This window comes from Streptomyces sp. NPDC090045, assembly GCF_044747975.1.
Classification (GTDB): domain Bacteria; phylum Actinomycetota; class Actinomycetes; order Streptomycetales; family Streptomycetaceae; genus Streptomyces.
Window position 1 is genome coordinate 21,468 of record NZ_JBIVFA010000010.1, and the last position, 26,628, is coordinate 48,095.

Annotated in this window: 26 protein-coding genes; 6 read left to right on the forward strand and 20 right to left on the reverse strand. The window is 72.6% G+C overall.

Features of this window, described 5'->3' with window-relative positions; translation table 11 throughout:
- Positions 1-42: 42 nt before the first annotated feature.
- The 8 genes from hpnC to ACIPYQ_RS25110 all read right to left on the reverse strand — a co-directional run bounded on the left by hpnC (position 43) and on the right by ACIPYQ_RS25110 (position 8,194).
- Entirely contained in the window at positions 43-981 is a 939-nt protein-coding gene (gene hpnC / locus ACIPYQ_RS25075) for a squalene synthase HpnC (RefSeq protein WP_401255112.1), read from the reverse strand.
- Between the two features lie 364 nt (positions 982-1,345).
- Entirely contained in the window at positions 1,346-2,128 is a 783-nt protein-coding gene (locus ACIPYQ_RS25080; protein ID WP_030712860.1) for an ABC transporter ATP-binding protein, read from the reverse strand.
- The gene (locus ACIPYQ_RS25085) at positions 2,121-3,050 is read right to left on the reverse strand and encodes an ABC transporter permease (protein ID WP_401255119.1); all 930 of its coding nucleotides are present in this window, start codon (positions 3,048-3,050) and stop codon (positions 2,121-2,123) included. Before ACIPYQ_RS25085 ends, ACIPYQ_RS25080 begins: the two co-directional genes overlap by 8 nt.
- Positions 3,051-3,144: 94 nt before the next feature.
- A complete protein-coding gene (locus ACIPYQ_RS25090) occupies positions 3,145-4,017 on the reverse strand; it encodes a glycosyltransferase family 2 protein (RefSeq protein WP_401255760.1) in 873 nt (290 codons plus the stop codon).
- 8 nt (positions 4,018-4,025) lie between these two features.
- Complete coding sequence (locus ACIPYQ_RS25095; RefSeq protein WP_361751914.1) at positions 4,026-4,805, reverse strand: CDP-alcohol phosphatidyltransferase family protein; 780 nt, start codon at positions 4,803-4,805, stop codon at positions 4,026-4,028.
- Positions 4,783-5,844, reverse strand: a complete 1,062-nt coding sequence (locus ACIPYQ_RS25100; RefSeq protein WP_361751912.1) for an iron-containing alcohol dehydrogenase family protein — start codon at positions 5,842-5,844, stop codon at positions 4,783-4,785. The genes ACIPYQ_RS25095 and ACIPYQ_RS25100 overlap by 23 nt, the downstream gene beginning before the upstream one ends.
- Positions 5,832-6,581 carry a sugar phosphate nucleotidyltransferase gene (locus tag ACIPYQ_RS25105; RefSeq protein WP_401255123.1) on the reverse strand — a complete coding sequence of 250 codons (750 nt, stop codon included), beginning with the start codon at positions 6,579-6,581 and terminating at the stop codon, positions 5,832-5,834. Before ACIPYQ_RS25105 ends, ACIPYQ_RS25100 begins: the two co-directional genes overlap by 13 nt.
- A complete protein-coding gene (locus tag ACIPYQ_RS25110; RefSeq protein WP_401255126.1) occupies positions 6,578-8,194 on the reverse strand; it encodes a DUF5941 domain-containing protein in 1,617 nt (538 codons plus the stop codon). The genes ACIPYQ_RS25105 and ACIPYQ_RS25110 overlap by 4 nt, the downstream gene beginning before the upstream one ends.
- On the opposite strand from ACIPYQ_RS25110, the gene ACIPYQ_RS25115 reads away from it, so the two are divergent.
- The 3 genes from ACIPYQ_RS25115 to idi all read left to right on the forward strand — a co-directional run bounded on the left by ACIPYQ_RS25115 (position 8,189) and on the right by idi (position 10,793).
- Positions 8,189-8,332 (forward strand): hypothetical protein, encoded by a 144-nt coding sequence (locus tag ACIPYQ_RS25115; protein ID WP_351287205.1) that lies wholly within the window; start codon positions 8,189-8,191, stop codon positions 8,330-8,332. The genes ACIPYQ_RS25110 and ACIPYQ_RS25115 overlap by 6 nt on opposite strands.
- A 414-nt stretch (positions 8,333-8,746) precedes the next feature.
- A complete protein-coding gene (locus tag ACIPYQ_RS25120; protein WP_401255129.1) occupies positions 8,747-10,039 on the forward strand; it encodes a GNAT family N-acetyltransferase in 1,293 nt (430 codons plus the stop codon).
- A gap of 154 nt (positions 10,040-10,193) precedes the next feature.
- On the forward strand, positions 10,194-10,793 hold the full coding sequence (gene idi / locus ACIPYQ_RS25125) for an isopentenyl-diphosphate Delta-isomerase (RefSeq protein ID WP_401255132.1): 600 nt from the start codon (positions 10,194-10,196) through the stop codon (positions 10,791-10,793).
- Between the two features lie 26 nt (positions 10,794-10,819).
- Here the strand turns inward: idi and ACIPYQ_RS25130 are convergent, their stop codons facing one another.
- Positions 10,820-11,320, reverse strand: a complete 501-nt coding sequence (locus tag ACIPYQ_RS25130; protein ID WP_401255763.1) for an ATP-binding protein — start codon at positions 11,318-11,320, stop codon at positions 10,820-10,822.
- 130 nt (positions 11,321-11,450) lie between these two features.
- On the reverse strand, positions 11,451-12,143 hold the full coding sequence (locus ACIPYQ_RS25135) for an HdeD family acid-resistance protein (RefSeq protein WP_401255135.1): 693 nt from the start codon (positions 12,141-12,143) through the stop codon (positions 11,451-11,453).
- A gap of 76 nt (positions 12,144-12,219) precedes the next feature.
- Between ACIPYQ_RS25135 and ACIPYQ_RS25140 the strand changes: the two genes are divergently transcribed.
- Positions 12,220-12,972, forward strand: coding sequence for an enoyl-CoA hydratase-related protein (locus ACIPYQ_RS25140; RefSeq protein WP_362234419.1), 753 nt, complete (start codon positions 12,220-12,222; stop codon positions 12,970-12,972).
- 38 nt (positions 12,973-13,010) lie between these two features.
- Here ACIPYQ_RS25140 and ACIPYQ_RS25145 read toward each other — a convergent pair whose 3' ends face one another.
- Both ACIPYQ_RS25145 and ACIPYQ_RS25150 read right to left on the reverse strand, forming a co-directional pair.
- Positions 13,011-13,640, reverse strand: coding sequence for a DJ-1/PfpI family protein (locus tag ACIPYQ_RS25145; RefSeq protein ID WP_401255138.1), 630 nt, complete (start codon positions 13,638-13,640; stop codon positions 13,011-13,013).
- Between the two features lie 64 nt (positions 13,641-13,704).
- Positions 13,705-14,673 carry a GlxA family transcriptional regulator gene (locus tag ACIPYQ_RS25150; protein ID WP_401255141.1) on the reverse strand — a complete coding sequence of 323 codons (969 nt, stop codon included), beginning with the start codon at positions 14,671-14,673 and terminating at the stop codon, positions 13,705-13,707.
- A gap of 102 nt (positions 14,674-14,775) precedes the next feature.
- On the opposite strand from ACIPYQ_RS25150, the gene ACIPYQ_RS25155 reads away from it, so the two are divergent.
- Entirely contained in the window at positions 14,776-16,413 is a 1,638-nt protein-coding gene (locus ACIPYQ_RS25155) for an ABC-F family ATP-binding cassette domain-containing protein (RefSeq protein WP_401255144.1), read from the forward strand.
- Here ACIPYQ_RS25155 and ACIPYQ_RS25160 read toward each other — a convergent pair.
- The 8 genes from ACIPYQ_RS25160 to ACIPYQ_RS25195 form a co-directional block, all read right to left on the reverse strand.
- Entirely contained in the window at positions 16,410-16,997 is a 588-nt protein-coding gene (locus tag ACIPYQ_RS25160; protein WP_401255146.1) for a hypothetical protein, read from the reverse strand. The genes ACIPYQ_RS25155 and ACIPYQ_RS25160 overlap by 4 nt on opposite strands.
- Positions 16,994-17,785 carry an SDR family NAD(P)-dependent oxidoreductase gene (locus ACIPYQ_RS25165; RefSeq protein ID WP_401255149.1) on the reverse strand — a complete coding sequence of 264 codons (792 nt, stop codon included), beginning with the start codon at positions 17,783-17,785 and terminating at the stop codon, positions 16,994-16,996. Before ACIPYQ_RS25165 ends, ACIPYQ_RS25160 begins: the two co-directional genes overlap by 4 nt.
- Positions 17,786-17,792: 7 nt before the next feature.
- Entirely contained in the window at positions 17,793-18,998 is a 1,206-nt protein-coding gene (locus ACIPYQ_RS25170) for an MAB_1171c family putative transporter (RefSeq protein ID WP_401255152.1), read from the reverse strand.
- A complete protein-coding gene (locus tag ACIPYQ_RS25175) occupies positions 18,988-19,488 on the reverse strand; it encodes a hypothetical protein (protein WP_401255154.1) in 501 nt (166 codons plus the stop codon). Before ACIPYQ_RS25175 ends, ACIPYQ_RS25170 begins: the two co-directional genes overlap by 11 nt.
- Before the next feature lie 272 nt (positions 19,489-19,760).
- A complete protein-coding gene (locus ACIPYQ_RS25180) occupies positions 19,761-22,238 on the reverse strand; it encodes a Tex family protein (RefSeq protein WP_401255157.1) in 2,478 nt (825 codons plus the stop codon).
- A gap of 84 nt (positions 22,239-22,322) precedes the next feature.
- Entirely contained in the window at positions 22,323-23,186 is an 864-nt protein-coding gene (locus tag ACIPYQ_RS25185) for an SCO6745 family protein (protein WP_362236091.1), read from the reverse strand.
- A 60-nt stretch (positions 23,187-23,246) separates the two neighbouring features.
- Positions 23,247-24,374, reverse strand: coding sequence for a serine hydrolase domain-containing protein (locus ACIPYQ_RS25190; RefSeq protein ID WP_401255765.1), 1,128 nt, complete (start codon positions 24,372-24,374; stop codon positions 23,247-23,249).
- A gap of 149 nt (positions 24,375-24,523) precedes the next feature.
- Positions 24,524-25,420, reverse strand: a complete 897-nt coding sequence (locus ACIPYQ_RS25195; protein ID WP_401255161.1) for an alpha/beta hydrolase — start codon at positions 25,418-25,420, stop codon at positions 24,524-24,526.
- A 108-nt stretch (positions 25,421-25,528) separates the two neighbouring features.
- Between ACIPYQ_RS25195 and ACIPYQ_RS25200 the strand changes: the two genes are divergently transcribed.
- On the forward strand, positions 25,529-26,563 hold the full coding sequence (locus ACIPYQ_RS25200; RefSeq protein WP_401255163.1) for a helix-turn-helix domain-containing protein: 1,035 nt from the start codon (positions 25,529-25,531) through the stop codon (positions 26,561-26,563).
- The last annotated feature ends 65 nt before the right edge of the window (positions 26,564-26,628 follow it).

The window sequence follows — 26,628 nt, forward strand, 5'->3', positions numbered from 1 at the left end:
CAGCCGGTGCGGACGCGTGTGTGGGGCCCTCCACGGTCGGGCTCACCCCTTTCTCGGCGCTGTGCGCAGGACGGCGGCAACCTCGCGGAGCAGGCCGCTCTTGGTGGGCTTGGGCGGACCGGGGAGTACGTCGAAGCCGGCGGCCGTGACGGCTCGCAGGGCTGCGCGACCTCCCCCCACGAAGCCCGCGAGCAGCAGCCGGAGTCTGCCGTGCACGCTACCCACGAGGGGGGTGCCTTCATTCAGCAGCTCGCGTGCGCGCTCAGTTTCGAATGCGACCAGGGCGCGTACGGACGCGCCGGCGGACGGGGCCGCAAGATCGGCCTCGCTCACGTGGAAACGCCGCATGTCCTCGGCGGGCAGGTAGATCCGGTCGTTGCCGAGGTCCTCGGCGACGTCCTGGATGTGCTCGACGATCTGCAGGGCGGTGCAGACGGCGTCGGAGCGGCGGATGCGTTCGGGGGTGCTGGTGCCGGTGAGGGAGAGCACGAGGCGCCCGACCGGGTTCGCGGAGAGCTCGCAGTAGCCGACCAGGTCCCCGTAGGTCTCGTAGCGCGTGACCCGCTGGTCCTGGCGGTTGGCCTCGATGAGCCCGAGGAAGGGCTCGGGGGTGAGGCCGTGGGCGCGGACCACGGGCTGCAGGGCGAGCAGCAACGGGTGCCTCGGGGGGCCGGCCGGGCCGCCGGAACCGTTGAAGACCCGGAGCAGGTCCGCCTCGAAGGCGTCGAGCATCGCGAGCCGGTCGTCGGTCGCGGCCGGGTCGAGGCCGAGGAGTACGGCGTCGCGCCCGCCGGGGGCGAGGTCGCCGTCGCCGATGTCGTCGACGAGGCGGGCGTACCCGTAGACGGCCGTCAACCCGTCGCGCCAGGCGCGCGGAAGGAAAGCGGGGGCGACGGGGAAGTTCTCCGCCGATGCCTTGTCGAGGGTGGCGCTCACGTGGACCGTGTCGGACAGGGGCCGGATGCCGTGCGCCGCGGTCACCGCCCGCCGCCAGGGGCGGGGACGGCCGTCGTGCCTGGGGGCCGGAGAATTCCCGTAGCCATTGCCGTCACATCTCCCGTTCTACACTGCCGACCCAATACATCCTATTTCGGACACGCCGCCGGGGGTTTCCCCGGGGCTGCCCCAGGGCCGTTCACCTGCGGGGAATCGTCCCCTCTTGCCGCGATTCAGGACCGCTTCAGCTTACGCTGTAGAACGTCGCGGAGGCCTCTCGGGTATTCGCTCCGGCGTCGAATGTCGCCGCGAAATGCGAAAGCACGCCGAAGGCCCCCGCCACGCACGGCAGCGGGGGCCTTCGGGAAGTGCGGACGAGCGCCTCGACGGGCGCCGCGCGACCCGGAGGTCAGCCGTTGGAGGCCTTCTCGTAGGCCGAGACGACCTCCTCGGTGGGCCCGTCCATCAGGAGCTCGCCCTTTTCCAGCCAGAGCACCCGGTCACAGGTGTCGCGGATGGACTTGTTGTTGTGGCTGACGAGGAAGACCGTGCCGGCCTTCTCCCGCAGTTCGCGGATGCGGTTCTCCGAACGCACCTGGAAGCTGCGGTCACCGGTGGCCAGGGCCTCGTCGATCATCAGGACGTCGTGGTCCTTGGCCGCCGCGATGGAGAAGCGCAGTCGCGCCGCCATGCCGGAGGAGTAGGTGCGCATCGGCAGGGAGATGAAGTCGCCCTTCTCGTTGATGCCCGAGAAGTCGACGATGCCCTGGTAGCGCTCCTTGATCTGCTCGCGGCTCATGCCCATCGCGAGACCGCCGAGGACGATGTTGCGCTCCCCGGTGAGGTCGTTCATCAGCGCCGCGTTGACACCCAGCAGCGAGGGCTGGCCGTCGGTGTAGACCTTGCCGGCCTCGCAGGGCAGCAGCCCGGCGATGGCGCGCAGCAGGGTCGACTTGCCGGAGCCGTTGGATCCGATCAGGCCGATCGCCTCGCCGCGGTACGCCGTGAAGGAGACCCCGCGCACGGCGTGGACCCGGCGCACGCCCGGGGCGTCGCCCTTGCCCCGGCGGATTATCTTGCTCAGCGCCGCGGTGGCGCTGCCCTTGCCGGAACTGCCGGTGTTGACCCGGTAGACGATGTGGACGTCGTCGGCGATGACGGTGGGGACGCGCCCCTTGGAGTTCTCAGCCACGGCCGTAACGCTCCTCAGCCTTCCAGAAGTACACGAATCCCCCGAGGCCGATCAGGACGGCCCAGCCGACCGCGAACGCCCAGACGTGCGGCGGCAGGTTCTCCGCGCCGTAGTCGTCGATCAGGGCGAAGCGGATCAGGTCCATGTAGATGGCCGCCGGGTTCCACTGGAGCGCGTCGGCGATCCACTGGGGCCTCTCCTTGAGCATCGTGTTGATCGAGAACATGACGCCCGAGGCGTACATCCACGTCCGCGTGACGAACGGCATCAGCTGCGCGAGGTCGGGGGTCTTGGAGCCCATCCGCGCGAAGACCATGGCGAGGCCGGTGTTGAAGACGAACTGCAGCACCAGCACCGGGATGACCAGCAGCCAGGACGGCTTCGGGTAGTTCCCGAAGCACAGGACGATCACGAGCACGACGATCATCGAGTACAGCAGCTGCTGGAGCTGCTGCATCGAGAAGGAGATCGGCAGGGAGGCGCGCGGGAAGTGCAGCGCGCGGACCAGGCCGAGGTTCCCGGGGATCGCCCGGACACCCGCCATCAGCGAGCTCTGGGTGAAGGTGAAGACGAAGATCCCGATCACCAGGAAGGGGATGTAGACCCCCGGCTCCATGCCGCGGTCCGCCTCGAGGATCAGCGCGAAGATCAGCCAGTAGACCAGGGCGTTCAGCAGCGGGGTCGCCACCTGCCAGACCTGGCCGAGCTTCGCCTGGCTGTACTGCGCGACCAGCTTGGCCCGGGAGAAGGCCATGATGAAGTGGCGCCGGCCCCAGAGCTGGCGCACGTAGTCGCCCAGACCGGGCCGGGCACCGCTGACGGACAGGCCGTACTTCCTGGCGAGCTCCGCGGAGCTGAGCCCCGCGTCTTCGGACGGCGGCTTGCTCGTGGCGAGGGCGCCGTCGTGGGTTGTGTCACTCACAAGTTGAAACTTTCGTCCTCAAGATGCGGCCAGGTGGGCATCAGGCTGGTGGCGCGAGGCCCGTGATCGCGTCATGTTCCCAGACGCGGGCTGGTCAGATGACAGGCGGTCGGCCCAGCCGGGTCAACCGCCAGACCGTACGCCATCTCATGGGGCGGCGGGGTCCGCAGGGAGTGGTCCATCCCTCTCGGAATCCGCCGAACCAGGCCTTGAGCGCCGGTGCCGAGGGCCTGCGTACGAGCGTCAGCAGGAGCCAGACGCCCAAGTAGACCGGGACCAGCGGAGCGGGCAGGTTGCGGCGGGCGAGCCACACCCGGTTACGAGCCACCATACGGTGGTAGACCGCGTGCCGGGAGGGGGCAGTGGTCGGATGCAGCAGGACCATGTCCGCCCGGTAGTCGATCAGCCACCCGGCGTCGAGCGCCCGCCAGGCCAGGTCGGTCTCCTCGTGGGCGTAGAAGAACTCCCCCGGCAACGCCCCGACCTGCTCGAACACCGTCGTGCGGACGGCGTTGGCGCCGCCCAGGAAGGTGGTCACGCGGGAGGAGCGCATCGGGTCCGAGGCGCGCAGCCGCGGCACGTGCCGGCGCTGGGTCACACCGGTGTCGGGATCGGCGATGCGGAAGCTGATGATCCCCAGTCCGGGGTCCTCGGTGAAGGCCTGCCGGCACAGCTCGGCGGTGTCGGTGCGCTCCAGCAGCCCGTCGTCGTCCAGGAAGAGCAGCGCGTCCACGTCACGGCCGCCGGGGCCGAAGGCCTCGATGCCGACGTTGCGGCCGCCGGGGATGCCCAGGTTCTCGGGCAGCGTGATGCTGCGCACACCCTCGGGCAGGCTGGTGACCTCGACGCCCTGGCCCACGACGACCACCTCGACGGGGTCGCCCTGCTGGCGGGCCACCGAGTCGAGGAGCGCCTTGAGCTCGTCGGGCCGGTTGCCCATGGTGATGATCACGGCGCCCAGCCGCATCGGGGCGGTCACTTGAGCCTGCTGGAGGCCAGGATCGACACCAGGTGCAGCACGGTCTGCAGCACCGCGATGCCGGCCAGGACGGCCACACCGACGCGGGACCAGTACAGGTCGCCGCGCATCTGGTCCAGGACGGACAGCACCAGGATGAGCAGCGAGGCCTCGATGCCGAGGACCAGGCGGTGGAACTTGAGCGCGGCGGCGGCCCGGCGGGCGAGGGCCATGCCGGACGAGCGCGGCTCGGCCGCCGCGTCCTTGACCACCGGCTTGCCGGCCTGGTGGCGGGCGACGCCGACCAGGTCGGTCTCGGCCTTGATCAGGATCGCGCCGAGCGCCGCGAGGGTGCCCAGGAAGGCCCAGAGCCAGTCGATCCGCCCGGTGCCCCACAGGTCGGAGGCGCGCAGGCCGAATCCCACGAGGACGGCCGCGTCGCACAGGTAGGCCCCGACCCGGTCGAGGTACACCCCGGAGAGCGAGAACTGCTTCTTCCAGCGCGCGACCTCTCCGTCGACGCAGTCGAGCAGCAGGTAGAGCTGGACCGCGACCACGCCGAGGAAGGCGCCCAGGATGCCGGGCACCAGCAGGGCCGGAAGGGCGAGGACACCGGCGAGGGTCATCACGTAGGTCAGCTGGTTCGGCGTGACCTTGGTGGTGACCAGGAGGCGGGTGATGCGCAGGGAGATCTCGCGCATGTAGAGGCGCCCGCCCCAGTGCTCGCCGCTGACCCGGTCCTTGACGCCCGCCGGGTGCACGACGGGCCGGAGTTCAGCTACGGATGGTCTTGGCATAGTCGGCGTAAGCGTCCCTGATCTCGGCGGCGGACAGGTTGAGGTGCTCCAGGATCGTGAAGCGTCCCGGACGGGTCTGGGGGGCGTACTCGACGGCCGTGACGAACTCGTCGACGCTGAATCCGATCTCCTCGGGCGCCACCGGCAGGCCGTGCCGGCGCAGCACCTCGGTGAAGAGGCCGGACAGTTCGGCGGCCCCGCGCAGGTGCATCGCGAAGGCGGCGCCGATGCCGACCTGCTCGCCGTGGAGCGCGGAGCGCCCCGGGTAGAGCAGGTCGAAGGCGTGGCTGATCTCGTGGCAGGCGCCGGACGACGGGCGGGAGTCCCCGCTGATCGACATGGCGATGCCGGAGAGCACCAGCGCCTCGGAGAGCACGGTGAGGAACTCGTCGTCGCCGCAGCCACCGGGGTGGCGCAGCACGGACTCGCCGGCGGTACGGGCCATGGCGGCGGCCAGGCCGTCGACGGGCTCGCCGGTGATCTCGTGCGAGAGCTCCCAGTCGGCGATCGCCGAGATGTTGGAGATCGCGTCGCCGATGCCGGCGCGGATGAACCGCACCGGGGCGTCCTTGATCACATCGAGGTCGATGACCATGGCGATGGGGGTCGGGACGCCGTAGGAACCGCGGCCGTTGTCGTTGTCCAGGATGGACACCGGCGAGCAGATGCCGTCGTGCGAGAGGTTGGTGGCGACGGCCACCATGGGCAGGCCGACCCGCGCCGCGGCGTACTTCGCCACGTCGATGATCTTGCCGCCGCCCAGGCCCACGACGGCGTCGTAGCGGCGGCCCTTTATGTCGTCGGCCAGCTTGACCGCGGAGTCGATGGTGCCGTCGACGACCGCGTACCAGTCGGCGTGCGGCAGTACGGGCTCCAGCTTGGCGCGCAGCGCCACGCCGGAGCCCCCGCTGATCGCGATGGCCAGCTTGCCGGAGGCGGAGATCCGCTGGTCGGCCAGGAGGCCGGCCAGATCGTCCATCGCCCCGCGACTGATGTCGACGACGACGGGCGAGGGGATGAGCCTCGTCAGTACTGGCATGCGATCGTCCGGCCCTTGGCAAGGTCGTCGTGGTTGTCGATCTCGACCCACTTGACGTCGCCGATGGGGGCCACGTCGATGGTGAAGCCGTCGTTGACGAGCTGCTGGTAGCCGTCCTCGTAGTAGAGGTCGGGGTCGCGCTCGAAGGTGGTCTTCAGGGCCTGGGCGAGCTGCTCGGCGGCCTCGGGCTCGATGAGGGTGACGCCGATGTACTCGCCGGTGGCGTCGGAGGGCTCCATCAGCTTGGTGATCTTCTGGACGCCCTTGCCGTCGGCGACGACCTTCATCTCCTCGTCGGCCAGGTTCTTGACCGTGTCGAGCGCGAGGATGATCTTCTGGCCGTTGCCGCGGGCGGCGAGCAGGGTCTTCTCGACGGAGACCGGGTGGACGGTGTCGCCGTTGGCGAGGATCACGCCCTGCTTGAGGACGTCACGCGCGCACCACAGGGAGTAGGCGTTGTTCCACTCCTCGGCCTTGTCGTTGTCGATCAGCGTGATCTTGACGCCGTACTTGGCCTCCAGGGCCTCCCGGCGCGCGTACACGGCTTCCTTGCGGTAGCCGACGACGATGGCGACCTCGGTCAGGCCGACCTCGGCGAAGTTGCCGAGGGTCAGGTCGAGAACCGTGAGGCTCTCCTCGTCACCCTCGGGGCCGACCGGCACGAGCGCCTTGGGCAGGGTGTCGGTGTAGGGACGCAGACGGCGTCCGGCACCGGCAGCGAGTACAAGGCCGATCATGCTGGTTCTCCTTCGTCATGTACGGCGGGTGCTCCGGAGGAGACCCAGAACCGGATGCTCTCGACGAGCACCACGAGTGCCACGAACACGGCCGTGACCGTGAGCGCGACGGGGAAGTCCGCTTCGCGCGAGGCGAGGACGGCCGCCAGGACCGTGAGCAGCAGGACCCGGCCTTCGTGGCCGCCGATCGTCCGCACCAGCCAGTGCGGGGGCGCGCCGGTGCCGCCGCGGATGCGGTACACCGTGTCGTAGTGATGGTAGGCGACCGCCGCGATCAGGCCGAATGCCGCCGGAAGGGCTCCGGGGACGTCCGCCTTGGCGGCCAGCACGAGGACCGTGACGTACTCGGCGGCCCGGAACAGCGGGGGGATCAGCCAGTCCAGGGCGCCCTTGAGCGGCGCGGCGACGGCCAGCCCGGACGCCATGACGTAGATCACCGCGACGGCGATCAGCCGCGGGTCGCCGAACGGCAGCCACAGGGCCGCCCCGATCATCAGCGCCGCGCCCAGGGCCGCCACGTACACGGACCCGAAGGACCCGGCGCGGCCGCGCAGCAGGCGGGCCTGGAGCTCGGCGAGCGGCCCGGAGTCGGCGAGGTCCGCGAGGGCCTGGGCCGCGCGGTCGGTGCGGGTGGCCTTGCGGGTCAGCGAGCGCAGGACCCGGCCGGCGGTGGTGTAGAGGGCGCCGAAGGCGCAGCCGACGAGCAGGGCGTAGAAGACGATGCGGGGGGTGGTGAGGGCGGTCAGGACCGCGATCATCGCCCAGCGCTCGCCGATCGGCAGGATGATCATCCGCCGGACCCACACGGTCCAGCCGACGCTGTCGAGCTTGTCGGAGAGCGCCGCCGTGGGGCTCGTGTTGGCGGTGGCGTCGTGGTTGGCCTCGTTGAAGGAGAAGTCCACGACGTGCCGGCAGGTCATGAGGATCATGGCGCCGACCGCGAGGGCCCAGACGTCGTCGCCGTTCCTGGCGGCGCCGAGCGCGAGGCCCGCGTAGAAGGAGTACTCCTTCGCGCGGTCGAAGGTGGCGTCGAGCCAGGCGCCCATCGTCGAGTACTGGAGCGAGTAGCGGGCGAGCTGCCCGTCGGTGCAGTCCAGTACGAAGGAGACGAGGAGCAGCACGCCGGCCGCCACGTAGCCCCAGCGCTCGCCGGTGGCGGCGCAGCCGGCCGCGATCAGCGCGGTGATCAGCGAGGCGGTGGTGACCTGGTTCGGGGTGAAGCCGCGGCGTGCGCACCAGCGGGCGACGTAGCGCGAGTACGGGCTGATGAAGAAGGTGGTGAAGAAGCCGTCGCGGGACTTCACGGCGGTCCGCAGGCGCACGGCCTCGTCGTCGACGGCGGCGACGGCGGCGGTCGCCGCGTCCCGTTCCGCCGGACCGGCGGGCACCGCTGCGACGAGGGTGCCCAGCTCGGGGCGCTGGACGGAGATTCCGGCGGCCTCGACCGCGGCGGCGAGCCGGTCCGCGTACGGGGCGGCGCCGTCGGCTTCGGCTCCGGTCGCGACGGCGGCCTTGTCGAGGGCGTCGCGGGCTCCGGGCTGGACGGCGAGGGCGCCGGTCACGGCGCAGGCGTCGAAGCGCGGATCGGTCAGCGCGAGGCGCAGTGCGTGCACGTGCCCGACGAAGGCGCTGTCCACGACGGCCACCCGCTGGTCGGCGGGTACGGCGGCCAGTGCGGCGGCGGCGTCCTCGGGACCGGTGGCGGGGCGGACCTCGAAGCCGAGGGAGCGCAGCTCGTCCGCGAGCGGTGATCCGGGGACCGGCAGGCCGGTGAGGATGACGGTCGGCAGGCGAACTCACTCCTTGTAACGGATTCCGGACGGGCGCCTGGGGGGCGGCGGCACGTCGGCAGAGGCTATCGGATGAATGGAAGCAGGCGTTCATCACCCGTTTACGCCCCGATAAGCCGAATATCGCGGCCCCGGGCCGGGTCGCGATCATCATCGGTGATCACGGCGCGGTACCACAAACGGCCCGGATGTTACGGTGGACACGCCCCTGAACGTGTCGAGTGGAAAGAGGTGGGTTGATGACCGTCGTAGTGGTCGCGGCCATGCGCAGCGAACTCCGGTGCATCCCCACTTCCCGTTTCCTCCGGGCATCCGGCCGGGCCTGATCACACCGCTGGGCCTCGTCGGCCGGAGCCCCCGTTCCAAGGGTTCACGTTGACCGACACCAACACCTTCACCGACGACGCCTTCACCGAGGCCTTCTTCGCCCTGCACCACGGCCTGCCCCGGCAGGCCCCGGGCTCCGACGCGAGCACCCGCCGGCTGCTGTCCCTGTGCGGACCGCTGCCCGAGCGGCCGCGCGTCCTCGACCTGGGCTGCGGTCCCGGCCGCAGCGCCCTGCTGCTCGCCGCCGAGGCGGGCGGGGGCGCCGAGGTGACCGCCGTCGACCGGCACGCCCCCTTCCTCGAAGAGCTCCGCACGGCCGCCGCGGCCCGGGGGCTCGCCGGCCGCGTCCGTACCGTCGAGGCGGACATGGGCGCGCTCACGGGCGAGGACTTCGCGGACGGTTCCTTCGACCTCGTCTGGGCGGAGGGCTCCGCCTACATCCTCGGCTTCGACGCCGCGCTCGCGCGGTGGAAGCGGCTGCTCGCCCCGGGCGGCACCCTCGTCCTGACCGAGTGCCAGTGGACGGTGCCCGAGCCGTCCGCGGGCGCCCGCGCCTTCTGGGACCCGCACTGCGCGCTGCGCACCACCGCCGGCAACCTCGCGGCCGCCCAGGCCGCCGGGTACCAGGTGCTCGGCGTGCACCACCTGCCCGATTCCGACTGGGCCGAGTACTACGAACCGCTCGCCGAGCGGGTCCGCACCCTTTCCGGCGCCGCCGCCCCCGCCATGGCCGCGGCCCTGGCCGCGACCCGCGAGGAGCTCGACGTACGGGCCCGGCACGGGCAGGAGTACGGGTACACGGGCTACGTCCTGCGCCCGGTGACGGCCGGGGACGGCGGCGCCTGGCCCGCCCGCCCGGAGACCGCGGCCGATGTGGCCGCCGTACGGGAGGTCAACCTCGCGGCGTTCGAGACCCCGCTGGAGGCGGACCTCGTGGACGCGCTGCGCGGGGACGCGGCCTGGCTGCCCGGGCTGTCGTACGTGGCCGAGGCCCCGGACGGCTCGGTGGCGGCTCACGCCCTGCTGACCCGGTGCGAGGTCGACGGCGCTCCGGCGCTGGCCCTGGCCCCGGTGGCGGCCGATCCCGCGCTGCAGCGCTCGGGCGCCGGCAGCTCGGTCGTCCGGGCCCTGCTGGCGGCGGCCGCGGAGCGCGGGGAGTCGCTGGTCCTCGTGCTCGGGCACCCGGAGTACTACCCGCGCTTCGGTTTCGTGCCGGCGTCGCACTTCGGAATCCGGGCGCCCTTCGAGGTCCCGGACGAGGCGATGATGGCGCTGGTGCTGGATGATTCCGTTCCGGTGCCGACGGGAACGATCGGGTACCCGGCGCCGTTCGGGATCTGACGCCTGCGCGACATCACGTGATGTCGTACGTGATGTGATCCGCCCCTCGTCGCCTAGCACGGGACGGGGGGCGGACATGCGCGGATCTCCGAAGTGGGGACAAGCCTCTTTTGTACGGCAGACTGAAGGCCGAAGTCCGAAGCGAAGGATGGGTATGCCGACCACACCAGCCACCGCCGCGAACAGCGCGTCCAACGGCACCGGTACTCAAGAACCGATCATGCTCGAACTGGTCGACGAGTCCGGCAACACCATCGGCACGGCGGAGAAGCTCTCCGCCCACCAGGCGCCCGGGCAGTTGCACCGGGCGTTCTCGGTGTTCCTCTTCGACGAGCAGGGTCGTCTGCTGCTCCAGCAGCGGGCCCTCGGGAAGTACCACTCCCCCGGCGTCTGGTCGAACACCTGTTGCGGTCACCCCTATCCCGGGGAGTCGCCGTTCGCGGCCGCGGCCCGGCGGACCCACGAGGAGCTGGGGCTGTCGCCCTCGCTGCTCGCGCAGGCGGGGACGGTGCGCTACAACCACCCGGACCCCGCTTCGGGCCTGGTGGAGCAGGAGTTCAATCACCTGTTCGTGGGACTCGCGCAGGCGGTCGTGCGGGCCGATCCGGAGGAGGTCGAGGACACCGCCTTCGTCACCGCCGAGGAGCTGGCCAAGCGGCATGCCGAAGTGCCGTTCTCGGCCTGGTTCATGACCGTGCTGGACGCGGCGCGGCCCGCGATCCGCGAGCTGACCGGCGACGCGGCCGGCTGGTAGCCGTACGCCGTCCCGCCGTCCGCCGCTCAGCCGGCGGACGGCGGGGTGGTGGGGGTGAGCGGCAGGGCCGCCCAGATGACCTTGCCGCCGGTCGAGGTGTGCTCGACGTCGCAGACCCCGCCGGCCTCGCGCGTGACCTCCCGTACGAGGAGCAGGCCCCGGCCGCCGGTCTGGCCGAAGTCGGCCTCCAGCGCCTTGGGCCGGTACGGGTGGTTGTCCTCGACCGCCACCCGTACCCACTCCCGGCCGATCGCGACCTCGACCGCGACCTCCGGCGAGAGGAGGGCGGCGTGCCGGACCGAGTTCGTCACCAGTTCGGAGACGATCAGGAGCAGGGAGTACACGAGGTCCTGAGGGGCCGGCACCCCTTGGCGCCCGAGCAGGTCCCGGACCGCCCGGCGGGCCTGCGGAACGGATTCTTCTACCGCGGGCGCCGTGAACCTCCACACGCCCTCGTACGCGAGGGGGTCGGCCGGAGCCTCCGGCTCCCCCTCCTTGGCTGGCGGGACGCTCCCGCTGACATCCATCTTCCGTCCCCCGTCTTCACGCTCGATCGTCTCCACGCGTCAAGAGTGGGGAACGGGCTGGTCCGGACCGGACTGCTGACCAGAAGTCAGCGTCAATCGGACACATTCTGACCACTGGCGTATGACAGAGTCAGTTGTTCGACTGTTCCTGATCTTCTGTCGGGCGCTTCGCGGCCGACTCGCGGGCCCCGTCCGCCGCGGCCGCCTCCCCCGGCTCCTCGTCTTCGCTGACCAAGCCCAGGATGCGCCGGGCCCCCATGCCCAGGACGATGAGGCTCAGGCCGTCGAACAGGAGGGCGAGGGAGAAGAAGGTTCCGATCACGTACAGACTGTTGCCGGGCCAGCCGGAGAGGATCAGGATCCCCAGCAGGACCCCGAAGGCGCCCTGGACGAGCGCGAGCCCGAAGTGCGCTCCCCGCACCACCAGTGCTCCGACCAGCCGGAACAGTCCGCCGGTCAGGAAGAGCAGCGCGGCGAACATGGTCAGCGCCTCGGCGCTCGCCTCGGGACGGCGCAGGATCACGAAGCCCGCCGCGAGATTGATCGCGGCGACGACGACGGCGAGCCAGAAGTAGTTGCTCTTGCGCGACTGGACGGCCTGCAGCAGGCCCACCACGCCGCCGATCAGCAGCAGCCAGCCGAAGAGGAACATCGAGGTGAGCGTCGCCAGGCCGGTGTAGACGAGGCCCACCAGGCCGGCCAGCACGAGGATCACACCGAGCAGTGCCAGCAGGCCGTAACTGCGGCTGAGCTTCTTCTTCTCCCGCTGCGGTTCCCGGCCCCCGGCTTCGGCGTCGGTACGGTCTGCACGGTCTGTGCCCATGGACGCGCCACCTCCTCGCACCCTCGGACCGCCTCCCCTGATCATAGGTTTGGCCGCCCGGGATAGCATCCGGCGCATGGACGCAGACCTCGACGCCACCCTCCTGCACACGGTCGCCGACGGGGTCGCCACCGTCGTCGTCTCGCACCCCGCCAAGCGCAACGCCATGACCGCCTCGATGTGGCGGGCGCTCCCGGAGCTGCTGACGGGCCTGGCGGGCGACCCGGAGGTACGGGCGCTCGTCCTGACCGGGGCCGGACCGACCTTCTGCGCGGGCGCCGACATCTCCTCGCTGACCGGGGACGAGGACCCGAGGGCCCTCGCCGTGACGGCGGAGGAGGCCCTGGCCGCCTTCCCCAAGCCGACGCTGGCGGCCATCCGCGGGTTCTGCGTGGGCGGCGGGAGCCAGCTGGCGGCCGCCTGTGACCTGCGCTTCGCGGAGGAGGGCGCGTCCTTCGGGGTGACCCCGGCGAAGCTGGGCATCGTCTACCCGGCCTCCTCCACCCGGAGGCTGGCCTCCCTGGTCGGCCCGGCCTGGGCCAAGTACCTCCTCTTCTCTGCGGAGTTGATCGGCGCGGACCAGGCGCTGCGCGCCGGGTTCCTGAACGAGCTGCTGCCGGCCGGGCAGCTGGACAAGCGGGTCGCCGAGTTCACCCGGATCCTGGCCTCGCGCTCGCAGCTGACGCAGGCGGCGGCCAAGGAGTTCGCGGACGGCCGGACGGACCGGGACGGGCACTGGGACGCCCAGGCGGCGGTGAGCGGCGACGCCGAGGAGGGCGTCGCCGCGTTCCTGGAGCGCCGGGCGCCCCGCTTCACCTGGACGCCGTGAGGCGGTGACGCCGCGTCCCGCGCAGGTGCCGCCCCGGCCTACGCCAGCGGGCTGTGCGCCCGCAGCCGGGCGACGAGCTCGGCGGGCGCCTTCTCCGGCGACCCGGCGTCGTAGGGCGGCTGGGGGTCGTACTCGGTCATCAGCTGGACGGTCTGGGCGATCTCGTCCCCCGCGATCCTGCCGAGCAGGGTGAGGCCCATGTCGATCCCGGAGGACACCCCGGCCGCGGTGACGTACTTCCCGTCGAAGACCACCCGCTCCCCGGTGGGCTCGGCCCCGAACTGCGGCAGCTGGTCGAGGTACAGCCAGTGGCCGGCGGCCCGCCTCCCGTCGAGCAGGCCGGCCGCGGCGAGCAGCAGCGATCCGGTGCAGACGGACGTGGTCCACGTGCTGGTGGCGTCGACGGCCCGCAGCCACTCCATGACGGCGGGGTTCTTCATCTCCACCTCCGGGTGCGGCCCGCCGGGCACGATGACGATGTCGGGCCGGGTCACCTCGCCGAGCGCCTTGTCGGCGACGAGCGCGAGCGACCCGTTGTCCGTCCGCACGGGCCCGGGCCGCTCGGACACGAACACGACCTCGGCGTCCGGCAGCCGCCCGAGCGTGTCGAAGGGCCCGATGGCGTCGAGGGCGGTGAAGCGGTCGTAGAGCAGTACGGCGATCTGCATGGCTCCTCCGGAGCTGTCGGTGTGAGCTGTCGGTGTGTGGTGCGTTCTCGGCTGTCGAATCGGTCTAGCGGGCCCGGGGCGGGCCGAAGCGGCGGCGGTATTCCGTAGGGGGCTGGCCCAGCGTCTTCACGAAGGCCCGGCGCAGCGCCTCCGGCGTGCCGTACCCGCAGGCGCGGGCGACCTGGGCGATGCCCGAGGAGCCCTCCTCCAGCAGTCGCCGGGCGTGCTCCACCCGCACCCGCTCCACGTACCGCCCCGGGGTCACCCCCGTCTCCGTCTGGAAGGCCCGGGCGAAGTGGCGCGGGGAGAGGCGGGCCCGTGCGGCGAGCGCCTCGACGCTGAGGTCGCCGTCCGGGTGTTCGGTGATCCACTGCTGTACGTCCCGCAGCGGCTCCCGCCGGGCCGTCTGGGCCGCCAGCTGCGCGCTGAACTGTGCCTGGTTGCCCGGCCTGTGCAGGAACACCACCAGATGCCGGGCGATGGTCAGTGCGGTGTCCTTCCCGTGGTCCTCCTCCACCAGCGCGAGCGCGAGGTCGATCCCGGCCGTGACCCCGGCCGAGGTGGCCACCGGTCCGTCCCGCACGTAGATGGGGTCGGGCTCCACTTCCACGGCCGGGTAGTCGCGCGCCATCTGCTCGCACACGTACCAGTGCGTCGTCGCCCGCCGCCCGTCCAGCAGACCGGCCTCGGCCAGCAGCAGTCCGCCCGTGCACACGGACACCAGCCGCTCCGCCCCACCCCCGTGGGCGCGCAGCCAGTCGGTGAGCCGCGGCTCGAAGTCCCCCGTGTACCGGCCCCCGGGCACCAGCAGGGTGGTCCCGGCGCCCGGCCGGGCGCTCTCCAGGTCCGCGTCCGGCACCAGCGTCAGCCCGCTGCTGGTACGGACCGGCGCTCCTCCCGGCGACACCGTGGCGATCGTGTAGGCGGGCAGCCCCGGGAACCGGGCCACGGCGGCGAACACCTCCACGGGTCCGGTCACGTCCAGGCTCTGCACCCCGTCGTAGAGGACGACGAGCACGTTTCGCGACGACATGACCCCATGGTGTGACGCGGGCCCCGATGGCCGCAATGACGTGCTTCCCACCTATTCGGCCATCCGGGGGAGGTCCGCCCGCCCGGATAGGATCGGCACATCATGACTGCAACCCTCGTCGCCAAGAAGCTCACCGCCGCGCACGGTGAGCGCACGCTCTTCGCCGATCTCGACCTCGTCGTCGCCCCCGGTGACGTCATCGGCCTCGTCGGCGTGAACGGCGCCGGAAAGTCCACCCTGCTGCGCCTGCTCGCCGGGCTGGACACCCCCGAGACCGGGGAGCTGCGGCTCTCCCCGCCGACCGCCGCCGTGGGCCACCTCCCGCAGGAGCCGGAGCGCCGGCCGTCCGAGTCGGTCCGGGGCTTCCTGGCCCGGCGTACGGGCGTGGCCGCCGCGCAGGCGGAGCTCGACGCGGCGACGCAGGGGCTGGTGGACGGGACGCCGGGCGCGGACGACGCGTACGCGACCGCGCTGGACAGGTGGCTGGACCTCGGCGGCGCCGATCTCGACGAGCGGGCCGAGGAGGTCGCGGCCGAGCTCGGCCTCATGGTGGGCCTGGACCTGCCCATGACGGCGCTCTCGGGCGGTCAGGCGGCCCGCGCGGGCCTCGCCTCGCTGCTGCTGTCGCGCTACGACGTGTTCCTCCTGGACGAGCCCACCAACGACCTGGACCTGGACGGTCTGGAGCGGCTGGAGCGGTTCGTGAAGGGGCTGCGCGCGGGCACGGTCGTCATCAGCCACGACCGAGAGTTCCTGACGCGGACCGTCACCAAGGTCCTCGAACTCGACCTGGCCCAGCAGCAGATCAACCTCTACGGCGGCGGCTACGACGCGTACCTGGAGGAGCGCGAGCGTGCCCGCGACCACGCGCGCGAGGAGTTCGAGGAGTACGCGGGCAAGAAGTCGGCCCTGGAGGGCCGGGCCCAGATGCAGCGCAACTGGATGGACAAGGGCGTGCGCAACGCCCGCCGCAAGGCCTCCGACAACGACAAGATCGGCAAGAACCTGCGGGGCGAGTCCAGCGAGAAGCAGGCCGCCAAGGCCCGCCAGACGCAGCGCGCGATCGAGCGGCTGGAGGTCGTGGACGAGCCGCGCAAGGAGTGGGAGCTGCGCATGGAGATCGCGGCGGCCCCGCGCTCCGGCTCGGTCGTGGCCACCTTGCGCGAAGCGGCCGTCAAGCGCGGCGACTTCGCCTTCGGCCCGGCCAGCCTGCAGATCGACTGGGCGGACCGGGTGGCGATCACCGGGGCCAACGGCGCCGGCAAGTCCACCCTCCTCGCGGTCCTGCTGGGCCGGCTGACCCCGGACTCGGGCTCCGCCACCCTCGGCTCCGGCGTCCTGGTCGGCGAGGTCGACCAGGCCCGCGGCCTGTTCCTCGGGGACGAGCCCCTGCTGGAGGCCTTCTGCGCGGCAGTCCCGGAGACCGAGCCGGCCGAAGTGCGCACCCTGCTGGCCAAATTCAGCCTCAAGGCGGCCCACGTGCTGCGCCCGGCGGCCACCCTCTCCCCCGGCGAGCGCACCCGCGCCGCGCTGGCGCTGCTCCAGGGCCGCGGGGTGAACCTGCTGGTCCTGGACGAGCCCACCAACCACCTCGACCTCCCGGCGATCGAGCAGCTGGAGTCCGCCCTGGACGCCTACGAGGGCACCCTGCTCCTGGTCACCCACGACCGCCGCATGCTCGACGCGGTCTCGGTGACCCGCCGCCTCCGCGTCGAGGACGGCAAGGTCACCGAGCTCTAGGGCGTGTCTTGGGCCGGACGGCCGTCCCCCGTGGTGCCCCGCAGGGCGCAGCGTTCGCGGGCCTCGCGGACCAGAGCGGCGGCGGCCTCGTCCTCGGGCGGCAGCCAGGCGGCGAGCAGTTCGCCGGCCGCGATCAGCTCCGCCCGGTAGCGGACGGGGTCGCCGCCCTCGTGGACCGGCAGGCCGACGAGTACGGCGTACGCCGCGGGCAGGCGGCCGGTGTCCAGTTTGCGGCCGATGCCGAAGGCGACCCCGCTGGCGATGCCGCCCAGCGCGTCCGTGGCCCGCTGCATCAGGCCGCGGATGTGCTCGCCCGGCTCGTCCAGCGTCACATCGACGTCGAACACCGCGGCGAGGTCGAGGAGTTCCCCGAGGAGTTCCTCTTCGCCGGGGGCGAAGTCGCTCCACAGTTCCTCGGTGCCCCGCAGCCGGTCCTCCACGTCCGCGCGCGGGATGCCGAGCGCGTCGCACACCACGAGGGCGGTCTGCCGGAAGTCGGCGCCGACCGCGAGTACGGCGTACGCCTCGGCGGGCGGCAGACCGGACCGCAGGGCCTCGCGGGCCCGGTCCACGGACGGGATCATGCGGTCCGCTCCACCGGTGGCCGGCGCTTGCGGGCCATCTTCCGGGCCACGAAGGCGCGCGGGAGGTGCCGGGCCGCCAGGGCGTACGCCCGGTAGCGGCGGCCGGTGATGCTGACCGGGCGGCGCAGGGCCAGGTCCTTCAGCGCCTGGGCGACCACGGCCTCCGGTTCCAGCCAGACCGCGTCGCGCAGCGCGCTGACGTCCATCCCGGCGCGCTCCTGGAACTCGGTGCGGGTGAAGCCGGGGACCACCGCCAGCACCCGGACCCCGTACGGTTCCATGTCCACCCGGAGCGACTCGCTGAACGCGGTGATCCAGGCCTTGGCGGCGCCGTACGTGCCGGTCGGCAGGAGCCCCGCCACCGAGGAGACGTTGAGGACCGCGCCGCGGCGGCGCTCGCGCAGGCCCGGCAGGACGGCGTGGGTGAGCCGCAGCGGGACCTTCACGAGCAGGTCGAGCATCCGCTCCTCGTCCTCGACCGGGCTGTACGGGAAGGGCGCGGGCAGCCCGAAGCCCGCGTTGTTGACCAGCATGTCCACGGGCCTGGACCGGTCGGCGAGCCGCTCGGCGACCACCGCGCAGTCCCCCGGATCGAGCAGGTCGGCGGGCAGCACCTCGCACACGGTGCCGTACTCGCGGCCCAGCTGCCGGGCGACGTCTTCGAGCCGCGCCTTGTCGCGGGCGACGAGGACGAGGTCGCAGCCCTTGGCCGCGAAGCCGCGGGCGAAGGCCGCGCCCAGTCCGGCGCTCGCCCCGGTGATCAGTACGGTGGTTCCTGCGGTCGTCAAGACGGTTTCACTTCCTGGTGCGGGCGGACGTGGTGCCGGCGGACGTGCTGCCGGCGGGCGCGGCGTACGCCTGGGCGACGTCGACGAGGAACCGGGCCTCGTCCGCCAGGTCCCCGCCCTCCTGCGAGGTGTGGATCGAGGCGGGGAGCTCCAGCGCGGCGGCCTCGCCCGGCTGCCCGGGCCGTCCGTCGAGCTTCGCCTGCCGCGCCTCCTGCAGTACGCGGGCCAGCGCGGCCGCGGTGCGCCGCTGTTCGGGGACCCCCTGTCCGGCGGCCTGGCCACGGGCCCGCTCCAGGGCGCCCGGGGCCGCGTACTCCCCCAGGATCAGGATCGCGTCGCGCGTCTCGATGACCTTGCGGTACACCAGCAGGTTGCGCGGGACCGGCGGCCACAGCAGCTCCACCACCCGGCCGGCGCGCGGCTTGTTGAGGGCCACGTGCGGGACGGCCTCGACCAGGTCGCGCCAGAGCGGCCACAGCCGCCAGGCGGTGGCGGTGTCGGCGGCGGTGCGGCGGAGGGTGAAGAGGGTGGGCACGAGGATCGCGGCGGCGCGCAGCAGGCCGTGCAGGTTCATCAGCAGCGGGAGCGCGGGCATCGCCCAGGTGCTGCCGAACAGGGCCTTGAGCAGGTATGCCAGCCAGAACAGCCCGGCGAGGGCGGTGCCGAGGCCGAACAGGCGCAGTCCGGCGGCAAGGCCCCGGCTCTCGGTGCGCCGGCTGTAGCGCCAGCACAGGGACACGCAGACGGTGTTGGCGATGACGTGGGCGGAGATCAGCACCAGCCAGTACGCGAGGGAGGGCACCGGGTCGCCGACCGGCGGCATGGTGTGGGTGCCGTGTCCGGGTGCGGCCGCGTCCAGGGCCAGGAGGGCGCCCAGCCACGCCACCGTGGCGATCCAGGAGGCGAGTTGGAGGCGGCGGCCGCGCGTGGTGGCGGCGACGAAGTAGAGCACGGCGCCCGCCGACAGCACTCCGATGAGGTTGCGGACGAGGCCGATGGTGTGGGCGTAGCCGGCGCCGCGGTCCATCGCGTAGGCGACCACGTCCGGAAGGTTCAGGGACATCGCGGCGGCGGCGGTGGCGACGGCCAGCCACAGGCCGCGCTGCTGGGGCGAGCGCAGGGCTCCGGGGGCGCGGAGCAGGACGGCGGCCCACAGGCACACCACGCTGGGAACGGCGAGCCAGTTGCCGAAGGCGGTGAGGTCAGCTGCCATCGTTGCCCCACTCGTAGCCCATGGCCGACTCCAGCCGGGCCAGGGTGCCCCGGGCCCGGTCCGCGGGGCGCGGGCCGGCGTTCGCCGTGCGGATGCGGATCATGCTCGCGAGCATCTCCGCCTCCTGCTCCTGGCGGGTGGTGTAGTTGGTGCGCCCGAGCACGGTGGGGGCGTTGCCGTCGGTCTCCTCGCCCTCCAGCGAGTGGTGTCCGAAGAGGATGTGGCCGAGCTCGTGGAGGACGATGTGCTCCCGGTGCAGCGGGGTGGTCTGCGCCTCGTAGAAGACGTAGTCGACGCTGGCCGTGCCCACCCACAGTCCGCACACCCCGGACTCCGCCGCCTCCTTGGGGAGCGGGTGGAGGCGGATGGGGCGGCCGCGCTGCTCGGCTATCCGGTTGCACAGCGCGTCGAGGGAGAAGGGGCGGGTCAGATCCAGATGGCCGAGAATGTTCTCGCACCTCTTGCGAAGGCTGAGTTGCCGGTGGGGCATGTGATCCCTCTTCGGACCCTTTCCGGGGCAGCGTCGGTAGGCGTGTACGGGCATGGGCATGACGTCCTGTGCCTTCAAGGCGGCCTCGGGGAATGCGGGTCCTGAGGGGGGAACACGGAAGCCCGTCCGCCGGATGACGAACGGGCGTTCCACCATGCCTACAGATCTTGTACGCGAGTTGGCAAGGCAAGTCCCCAGGTGGGGAACCGATTCGGCCACTGCGCACGAAGACCCTGACGCGCCGGGTGGCTGCAAGCCGCCCTTGACGGCGCCTACCGCTTGCGGCGCTCCTCGGGGGCCGTGAGGCCCGCGCGGCGCAGCGCGTCGGCCATCGCGCTGTTCGCGGGGGCGGGGGCACCGCCGCCGCCCTGGCGCCGGCCCTGACCGCCCTGGCCCTGACCGCCCTGGCGCTGGCCGCCCTGGCCGCCCTGGCCACGCTCGCCCTGCTGCCGGCCGCCCTCGCGGGCGCCGCCGCCACCGCCCCGCTGCTGCGGGGGACGGCCGCCGCCGGAGCCGCCGCCCCGCCGGTCCTCGCGCTGCCTGGGGGCGCCCGCGCCGCGCTCCGCGCCGGCCTCGTCCTCCAGGCGCAGGGTCAGCGAGATCCGCTTGCGCGGGATGTCCACGTCCATGACCTTCACGCGGACGATGTCGCCCGGCTTGACCACGTCCCGCGGGTCCTTGACGAAGTTCTTCGACAGCGCCGAGACGTGCGCCAGGCCGTCCTGGTGGACGCCGATGTCGATGAAGGCGCCGAAGGCGGCCACGTTGGTGACCACGCCCTCCAGGATCATCCCGGGGGCCAGGTCGCCGATCTTCTCCACGCCCTCCTTGAAGGTGGCCGTCTTGAAGGCGGGACGCGGGTCGCGGCCCGGCTTCTCCAGCTCGCGCAGGATGTCGGTGACCGTGGGCAGCCCGAAGGCCTCGGTGACGAACTGCTCGGGGCGCAGGGACCGCAGGACGGCCGTGTTGCCGACCAGGGCCGCGACCTCGCCGCCGGCCGTCTTCCCCATCGCCCGGACCACCGGGTACGCCTCGGGGTGCACGGCGGAGGAGTCCAGCGGGTCGTCCCCGCCGCGGATCCGCAGGAAGCCCGCGCACTGCTCGTACGCCTTCGGGCCGAGGCGGGCCACGTCCTTGAGCCCCTTGCGGTTGCGGAAGGGGCCGTTGGCGTCGCGGTGGGCCACGATGTTCTCGGCGAGGCCTCCGCTGATGCCCGACACGCGCGAAAGCAGGGGCGCGGAGGCGGTGTTGACGTCCACGCCGACGCCGTTCACACAGTCCTCGACCACCGCGTCGAGGGAGCGCGAGAGCTTCACCTCGGACAGGTCGTGCTGGTACTGGCCGACGCCGATCGACTTCGGGTCGATCTTGACCAGCTCGGCGAGCGGGTCCTGCAGGCGGCGGGCGATGGAGACGGCGCCGCGCAGCGACACGTCCATGCCGGGGAGTTCCTGAGAGGCGAAGGCCGAGGCCGAGTACACGGAGGCGCCGGCCTCCGAGACCATCACCTTGGTGAGCCCCAGCTCGGGGTGGCGCGTGATGAGGTCCCCGGCGAGCTTGTCGGTCTCGCGGGAGGCCGTGCCGTTGCCGATGGCGACCAGCTCGACCGCGTGCTCCTTCGCGAGGCGGGCCAGCTTGGCGAGGGACTCGTCCCACTTGTTGGCGGGCACGTGCGGGTAGATCACGTCCGTGGCCACGACCTTGCCGGTGGCGTCCACGACGGCGACCTTCACGCCGGTGCGGAAGCCCGGGTCCAGGCCGAGCGTGGCCCGGGTGCCGGCGGGGGCCGCGAGCAGCAGGTCGCGCAGGTTGGACGCGAAGACCCGTACGGCCTCGTCCTCGGCGGCCTGGCGCAGGCGCATCCGCAGGTCGATGCCGAGGTGCACCTGGATCTTCGTACGCCAGGCCCAGCGGACCGTGTCGCCCAGCCACTTGTCGCCCGGCCGGCCCCGGTCGTTCACCCCGAAGCGGCGGGCGATCATGCCCTCGTACGTGGACGGACCGGGCACCGCCGTGTCTTCGAGGTTCTCCGGCTCCAGGTTGAGGTCGAGGACGTCCTCCTTCTCGCCGCGCAGCATGGCGAGCACGCGGTGCGAGGGCAGCGCGGTGAACGGCTCGGCGAAGTCGAAGTAGTCGGCGAACTTGGCGCCCGCCTCCTCCTTGCCCTCGCGGACCTTCGCGGCGAGCCGGCCGCGGCCCCACATGCGCTCGCGCAGTTCACCGATCAGGTCGGCGTCCTCGCCGAAGCGCTCGGTGAGGATGGCGCGGGCGCCTTCGAGGGCGGCCGCCGGGTCGGCGACGCCCTTGTCCGCGTCGACGAACGCGGCTGCCGCGGCGGCCGGTTCCACCGACGGGTCGGCCAGCAGGCCGTCCGCGAGCGGCTCCAGCCCGGCCTCGCGGGCGATCTGCGCCTTGGTGCGCCGCTTGGGCTTGAAGGGGAGGTAGATGTCCTCCAGCCGGGCCTTGGTGTCGGCCGCGTTGATCCGGGCCTCCAGCTCGGCGTCGAGCTTGCCCTGCTCCCGTACGGAGTCCAGGATCGCCGCGCGCCGGTCCTCGAGCTCGCGCAGATACCGCAGCCGCTCCTCGAGGGTGCGCAGCTGGGCGTCGTCGAGCATCTCGGTCGCTTCCTTGCGGTAGCGCGCGATGAACGGCACGGTGGAGCCGCCGTCGAGCAGCTCGACGGCGGCCTTGACCTGCCGCTCCCGTACGCCGAGCTCCTCGGCGATCCTGCCTTCGATGGACATCGTCACGATCGGGTCCCGCCTGCCTTCGTTTGCACTGGAAGGCTGCCAATTGTGGCAGGTGGCGGTGACGGACGGCGGGAGCCCTGTCCGTCAGCCCTTGCCCATGAGGTCCGCGGGGAAGGCCCCGGCGGTCACGGCCTTGACCACGAGGGCGCCGCCGAGCTCGGTGAGGCGGGCCAGGCCGGCCTCGCCGAGGTGCCGGTAGGGGCCGGCGTCGAGGCGGTCGGTGTCGCTCTCCAGCTGTTCGCGCAGGGCGGCGCCCTGCTCGGTCAGCTCGCCGCCCGCGTCGAGCACGCCGCGCTCGCGCAGCCGGTCGGCCGCGGCGTCCAGGTCGGCCTGCACCCAGCCGCGCATGCCCTTGAGCCACTTCGGGGTCATGCCCTTGCCGGTGGCGGTGTGGCTGACCAGTGCCTCGACCGGGTCGAGGTCCGCCAGGAGCAGGGCGGCGAGGTGGCCGTCGCCGCGGTGCTCGCGCAGCAGGGTGGTGGCGTGCCACAGGCGCAGGTGCGGCTCCTCGGGTACGGGGAGGTCCGCGTGGGCCGCGTACAGGGTGCGGGCGTGCCGGGTGCAGCCCTCGGTGGCCCGCATCGCCAGGTCGGCGGCTTCGGCGAGCTCGGGCGAGGCCACGGTCTCGGCGCCGAGGAGCCGGCGCAGGGAGCCGTCGGCGGCCCGCAGCCGGGCGGCGAGTGCCTCCTCGGGGGTGGTGGTGTCCCAGACCGCGGGCAGGTGCCGGGCGACGAGGTCGTGGCGGTAGTTGTAGAAGGTGGCGGTGACCGTGCCGGCCCCGACGGCGCCCATCGCGGCCGAGCGGTGGGCGAGGTTCACGGCCACGGGATCGGTGATCCCGAGGCCCGCGAATTCCTTGGCGATCTCCGGCGAGAAGTAGACGGCGGCGTGCAGCGGGTTGATCGCGGCGTGCCAGCAGCGACGGGCGGCAAGCAGGAGAGACGTCATGCGCCGCAGGCTACCGACTGTTTGGTACGTCCGGTAGGGTCGCGGCCCGTGGTGCGCGTCTCACCCCGTGGACACCTTCCCCGTACCCCCGGCCGGCCGGGGGTGGGCCTCCGCGTCACCGCACATCGCCTGCCCGTACAGGGCCCTTAGCGCGTCGTCGATGGGGTGGTGCCGCGGGTTGCCCGAGGAGTCCGGCTCGTTCCACCTCTGGAGATTGACGGCGACGGACATCTGGCGCTTGCCGTCGGCCCGGGACAGGGACATCGTTCCGGCCCCCCAGACCGTGCCGTCGTGGCCCCAGAAGGTGCCGCACCCCTCGACGACGACCTTGTGCAGACCGAGGCCGTAATCGATCGTCGATCCGTCCAGGGCGACGACCGGGACCGTGCGCTGCATCTGTGCCAGCGACGACCGGTTGACGATCTTCCCGTCGAGCAGCCTGGCGTAGAAGCGGTTGAGGTCCTCCATGGTCGATACGAGGGCCGCCCCCGTGCCCGTCCAGGACGTGTCGTAGACGCTGTAGTCGCGCGGCGGGTCGATCAGGCCCCACAGGGCCTCGTACATCCGCGCGTGCGGTCCCTCGATGCGCGGCCCGGTCGGGAACCCGGTGTGCCGGAGCCCGGCGCGCTCGATGACGTTCCGGGTGATGTACTCCTCGGCCGGGGTGCCGGTGACCTGCTCCAGGAGTTGGCCGAGGAGCAGGTAGTTGGTGTTGGAGTACACCCCCGGTGTGGCTCCGGGCTCGCTCGCGGGAGGCGCGCCGACCCCCATCCCGATCAGCTCGGCCGGGCGGAACCGCCTGGACCGGTTGTCGTCCAGGCTCTTGGGCGACATCTCCTGCAGGGAGGGGAAGGCGTAGGGGATGTAGTCGGGCAGGCCGCTGGTGTGATCGAGGAGCATCCGGACCGTGATCTTCCTGCCGCGCTCCCCCGGTACCAGCTGCGGCAGATGGTCGCCGATCGGCGCGTCGAGCCGGATGCGGCCCTGTTCGACCTGCTGCATGACCGCGGCGGCGGTGAAGGTCTTGGTGATGCTGCCGACGCGCTGGCGCATGTCGGGCCTGACGGGGCGTCCGGTCCCGACATCGGCGACCCCGGAGGCCCCGCGCCATGTCCGGCCGGCATCGCGCACTTCGGCGTACACCCCCGGGATTCCCGCGCGGTGGACACCGTCCAGGGCGGATTTCAGCTCGGCGGGAGCGGAGGCGGTCGACGGGCTCGCGGGAGCTGCCGACGCCGTTCCCGCACAGACACTCAGCGCGGCCACGCTTGCGCACACCGCCAGTCGGATCTTCAACACGTCCGTCCTTTCGTGATCGGTGAATCGGTGTCCACGGCTCATGCGGCGAGGGCGCGGCGCAGTGCTCCGGCGAGTTCGGCGTTCTGCCGCTGCGAGATCTCGGCGGACACGATCGCCTGGGACCCGTGGAAGGTGCCGGGCCACTGGTGCAGTTCGACGGACACGCCCGCCTGCAGCAGGCGCCGCGCGTAGTCGATGTCCTCGTCGCGGTTCGGGTCGAACTCCGCCGCGGCGATGTAGGCGGGGGGCAGCCCGGACAGGTCGGCGGCCCGCGCCGGGGCGGCGTACGGGGTGGCGGGCCGGGAGCCCAGGTAGTGCCGCCAGGCCGCGGCGACCTGGTCGCGGTTGAACCAGGGCGTGTCGGTGAAGTTCCGCGCCGACCAGGTCTCCTGACGGTCGTCCAGTCCCGCCTGGTTGAGCAGTTGGAAGCGGATCGCGGGCCCCTGCTCGTCACGGGCCCGCAGCGCGGTCGCGGCGGCGAGGTTCGCACCGGCGCTGTGTCCGCCGACGGCGATCCGCGCCGGGTCGATGCCGAGTTCGTCCGCGTGCCCGGCCGTCCAGTTCAGTACGGCGTAGGCGTCGTCCAGGGCGGCGGGGAACGGGTGCTCGGGCGCCAGGCGGTAACCCACCGAGATCACCACCGTCCCGGAGAGGTCCGCGATCCGGGCGGCCCAGGGGTGCTCGGTGTCCAGGTCGCCGAAGACCCCGCCGCCGCCGTGCAGCCAGACCACGGCTCCTTGCGCCCCGTGCGGGCGGTAGATCCGCACCGGCACGTCCGGGTCGGCGGACACCGTGCGGTCCTCGACCTCCATGCGCGAGGTGTCCGGCGCCGGCACCGCGGCGGCGCGCTCGGCGAAGTGCTTGCGTGCGCTGACCGGGTCGCTCAGGTCGATCGGGGCCAGCAAGGGGATGAATGCTTCGAGTTCGGGATCCATGACGCCCATCCTCACGGTCCCCGCCGGGCCGGGTCGTCCGCCGTCCGTCGCGCATCGCGCCCCGATCGTGCGCCGATCGGCGCACCGGCCGGTGCCTATCCTTGCGCCATGGAGGCACTGGCCGTACGGCTGTCGGGACTCGATTCGTACGCCGAGGGTGCGATCCGCGTCGTCGCGTTCTACGACACGCTGATGCGCCGGCGCGTGGACCTCCCGGCGCTCGCCCGGGCATCGGCGGGCCTGGCCGAATGCGTGGCCGGCTTCCGGCTGCACGGCACGGGGCGGGTGGTCCGGGTCGCGCCCGACGGCGGACGGGTGTCCGACCCGCCGCCCGCCGCGTCGTCCACGGCGCCGATCACCCTGGACGAGGAGGAGATCGGCACGGTGTGGCTGGAGCGCCCCGGCCCGCCGAACCCGCTCGACGACGTGCTCCTGGACCGGCTCGCCCTCGCCGCCGCGGCGGTCGTCGAACGGTACGGCCCCGCCCCGACCACCATGGCCGACCCCGCGCTCGTCGAACTGGCGATCAGCTCCGACGGCGACGAGGCGGCCCGGGCCCGGGCGCTGCGGCTGCTGGGCTTCGCCGCCGGAGCGCCCGTCCGCGCCGTCGCCGTACGGTCGCGGCTGCCGCTCGACCGGATCGGCGCCCTGGTGTGCCCGGCCCGCCCGGTGAAGGCGGCGTCGGTCGCCGACGTGGGCGTCATCCTGGCCACCGCCGTCGACGCGGCCCGGTTCCCGGCGGACGTACGGGCGGGCATCGGCGCCGCCGGAAGCCCCGACCGCTCCTGGCGGCAGGCCCGCACCGCCCTGCGGTTCACCACCCCGCGCGAACCCGTCGTCCGCCACGACGACCTGGGTGCGCTGGCGTTGCTGGCCGACATACCGCGGGTCGCCGCGCGCGAGAACGGTGACGTGGCCGCGGTCGCCCGCGTGGCCGCCCACCCGGAGGACCTGGCGACGCTGGACGCCTACTGCGCCACCGGCTCCCTGCGCCGGGCCGCCGACCTCCTCCACCTGCACCACAGCAGCGTCGCCCGCCGGATCGACCAGATCGGGAAGACCCTGGGCCTCGACCTCACCGAGCCCGCCGCCCTCCTGCGGGCCACCCTCGCCCTCACCACCTGGCGCCTCCTCGACGACTGAGCCCCGCCCGCGAAGGCGGAGGGCTTCCGCCGGCTCGTCAGGTCCGGTTCCTCAGGCCCGATCCG

Coding starts and splice junctions, on each gene's coding strand:
- ACIPYQ_RS25155 (WP_401255144.1), top strand. CDS start 14,776: ATGACTGCAACCCTCGTCGCCAAGAAGCTCACCGCCGCGCACGGTGAG.
- ACIPYQ_RS25170 (WP_401255152.1), bottom strand. CDS start 18,998: ATGGCAGCTGACCTCACCGCCTTCGGCAACTGGCTCGCCGTTCCCAGC.
- ACIPYQ_RS25140 (WP_362234419.1), top strand. CDS start 12,220: ATGGACGCAGACCTCGACGCCACCCTCCTGCACACGGTCGCCGACGGG.
- ACIPYQ_RS25185 (WP_362236091.1), bottom strand. CDS start 23,186: ATGACGTCTCTCCTGCTTGCCGCCCGTCGCTGCTGGCACGCCGCGATC.
- ACIPYQ_RS25105 (WP_401255123.1), bottom strand. CDS start 6,581: ATGATCGGCCTTGTACTCGCTGCCGGTGCCGGACGCCGTCTGCGTCCC.
- ACIPYQ_RS25175 (WP_401255154.1), bottom strand. CDS start 19,488: ATGCCCCACCGGCAACTCAGCCTTCGCAAGAGGTGCGAGAACATTCTC.
- ACIPYQ_RS25135 (WP_401255135.1), bottom strand. CDS start 12,143: ATGGGCACAGACCGTGCAGACCGTACCGACGCCGAAGCCGGGGGCCGG.
- ACIPYQ_RS25145 (WP_401255138.1), bottom strand. CDS start 13,640: ATGCAGATCGCCGTACTGCTCTACGACCGCTTCACCGCCCTCGACGCC.
- ACIPYQ_RS25160 (WP_401255146.1), bottom strand. CDS start 16,997: ATGATCCCGTCCGTGGACCGGGCCCGCGAGGCCCTGCGGTCCGGTCTG.
- ACIPYQ_RS25130 (WP_401255763.1), bottom strand. CDS start 11,320: ATGGATGTCAGCGGGAGCGTCCCGCCAGCCAAGGAGGGGGAGCCGGAG.
- ACIPYQ_RS25095 (WP_361751914.1), bottom strand. CDS start 4,805: ATGCCAAGACCATCCGTAGCTGAACTCCGGCCCGTCGTGCACCCGGCG.
- ACIPYQ_RS25090 (WP_401255760.1), bottom strand. CDS start 4,017: ATGCGGCTGGGCGCCGTGATCATCACCATGGGCAACCGGCCCGACGAG.
- ACIPYQ_RS25200 (WP_401255163.1), top strand. CDS start 25,529: ATGGAGGCACTGGCCGTACGGCTGTCGGGACTCGATTCGTACGCCGAG.
- ACIPYQ_RS25195 (WP_401255161.1), bottom strand. CDS start 25,420: ATGGATCCCGAACTCGAAGCATTCATCCCCTTGCTGGCCCCGATCGAC.
- idi (WP_401255132.1), top strand. CDS start 10,194: ATGCCGACCACACCAGCCACCGCCGCGAACAGCGCGTCCAACGGCACC.
- ACIPYQ_RS25100 (WP_361751912.1), bottom strand. CDS start 5,844: ATGCCAGTACTGACGAGGCTCATCCCCTCGCCCGTCGTCGTCGACATC.
- ACIPYQ_RS25150 (WP_401255141.1), bottom strand. CDS start 14,673: ATGTCGTCGCGAAACGTGCTCGTCGTCCTCTACGACGGGGTGCAGAGC.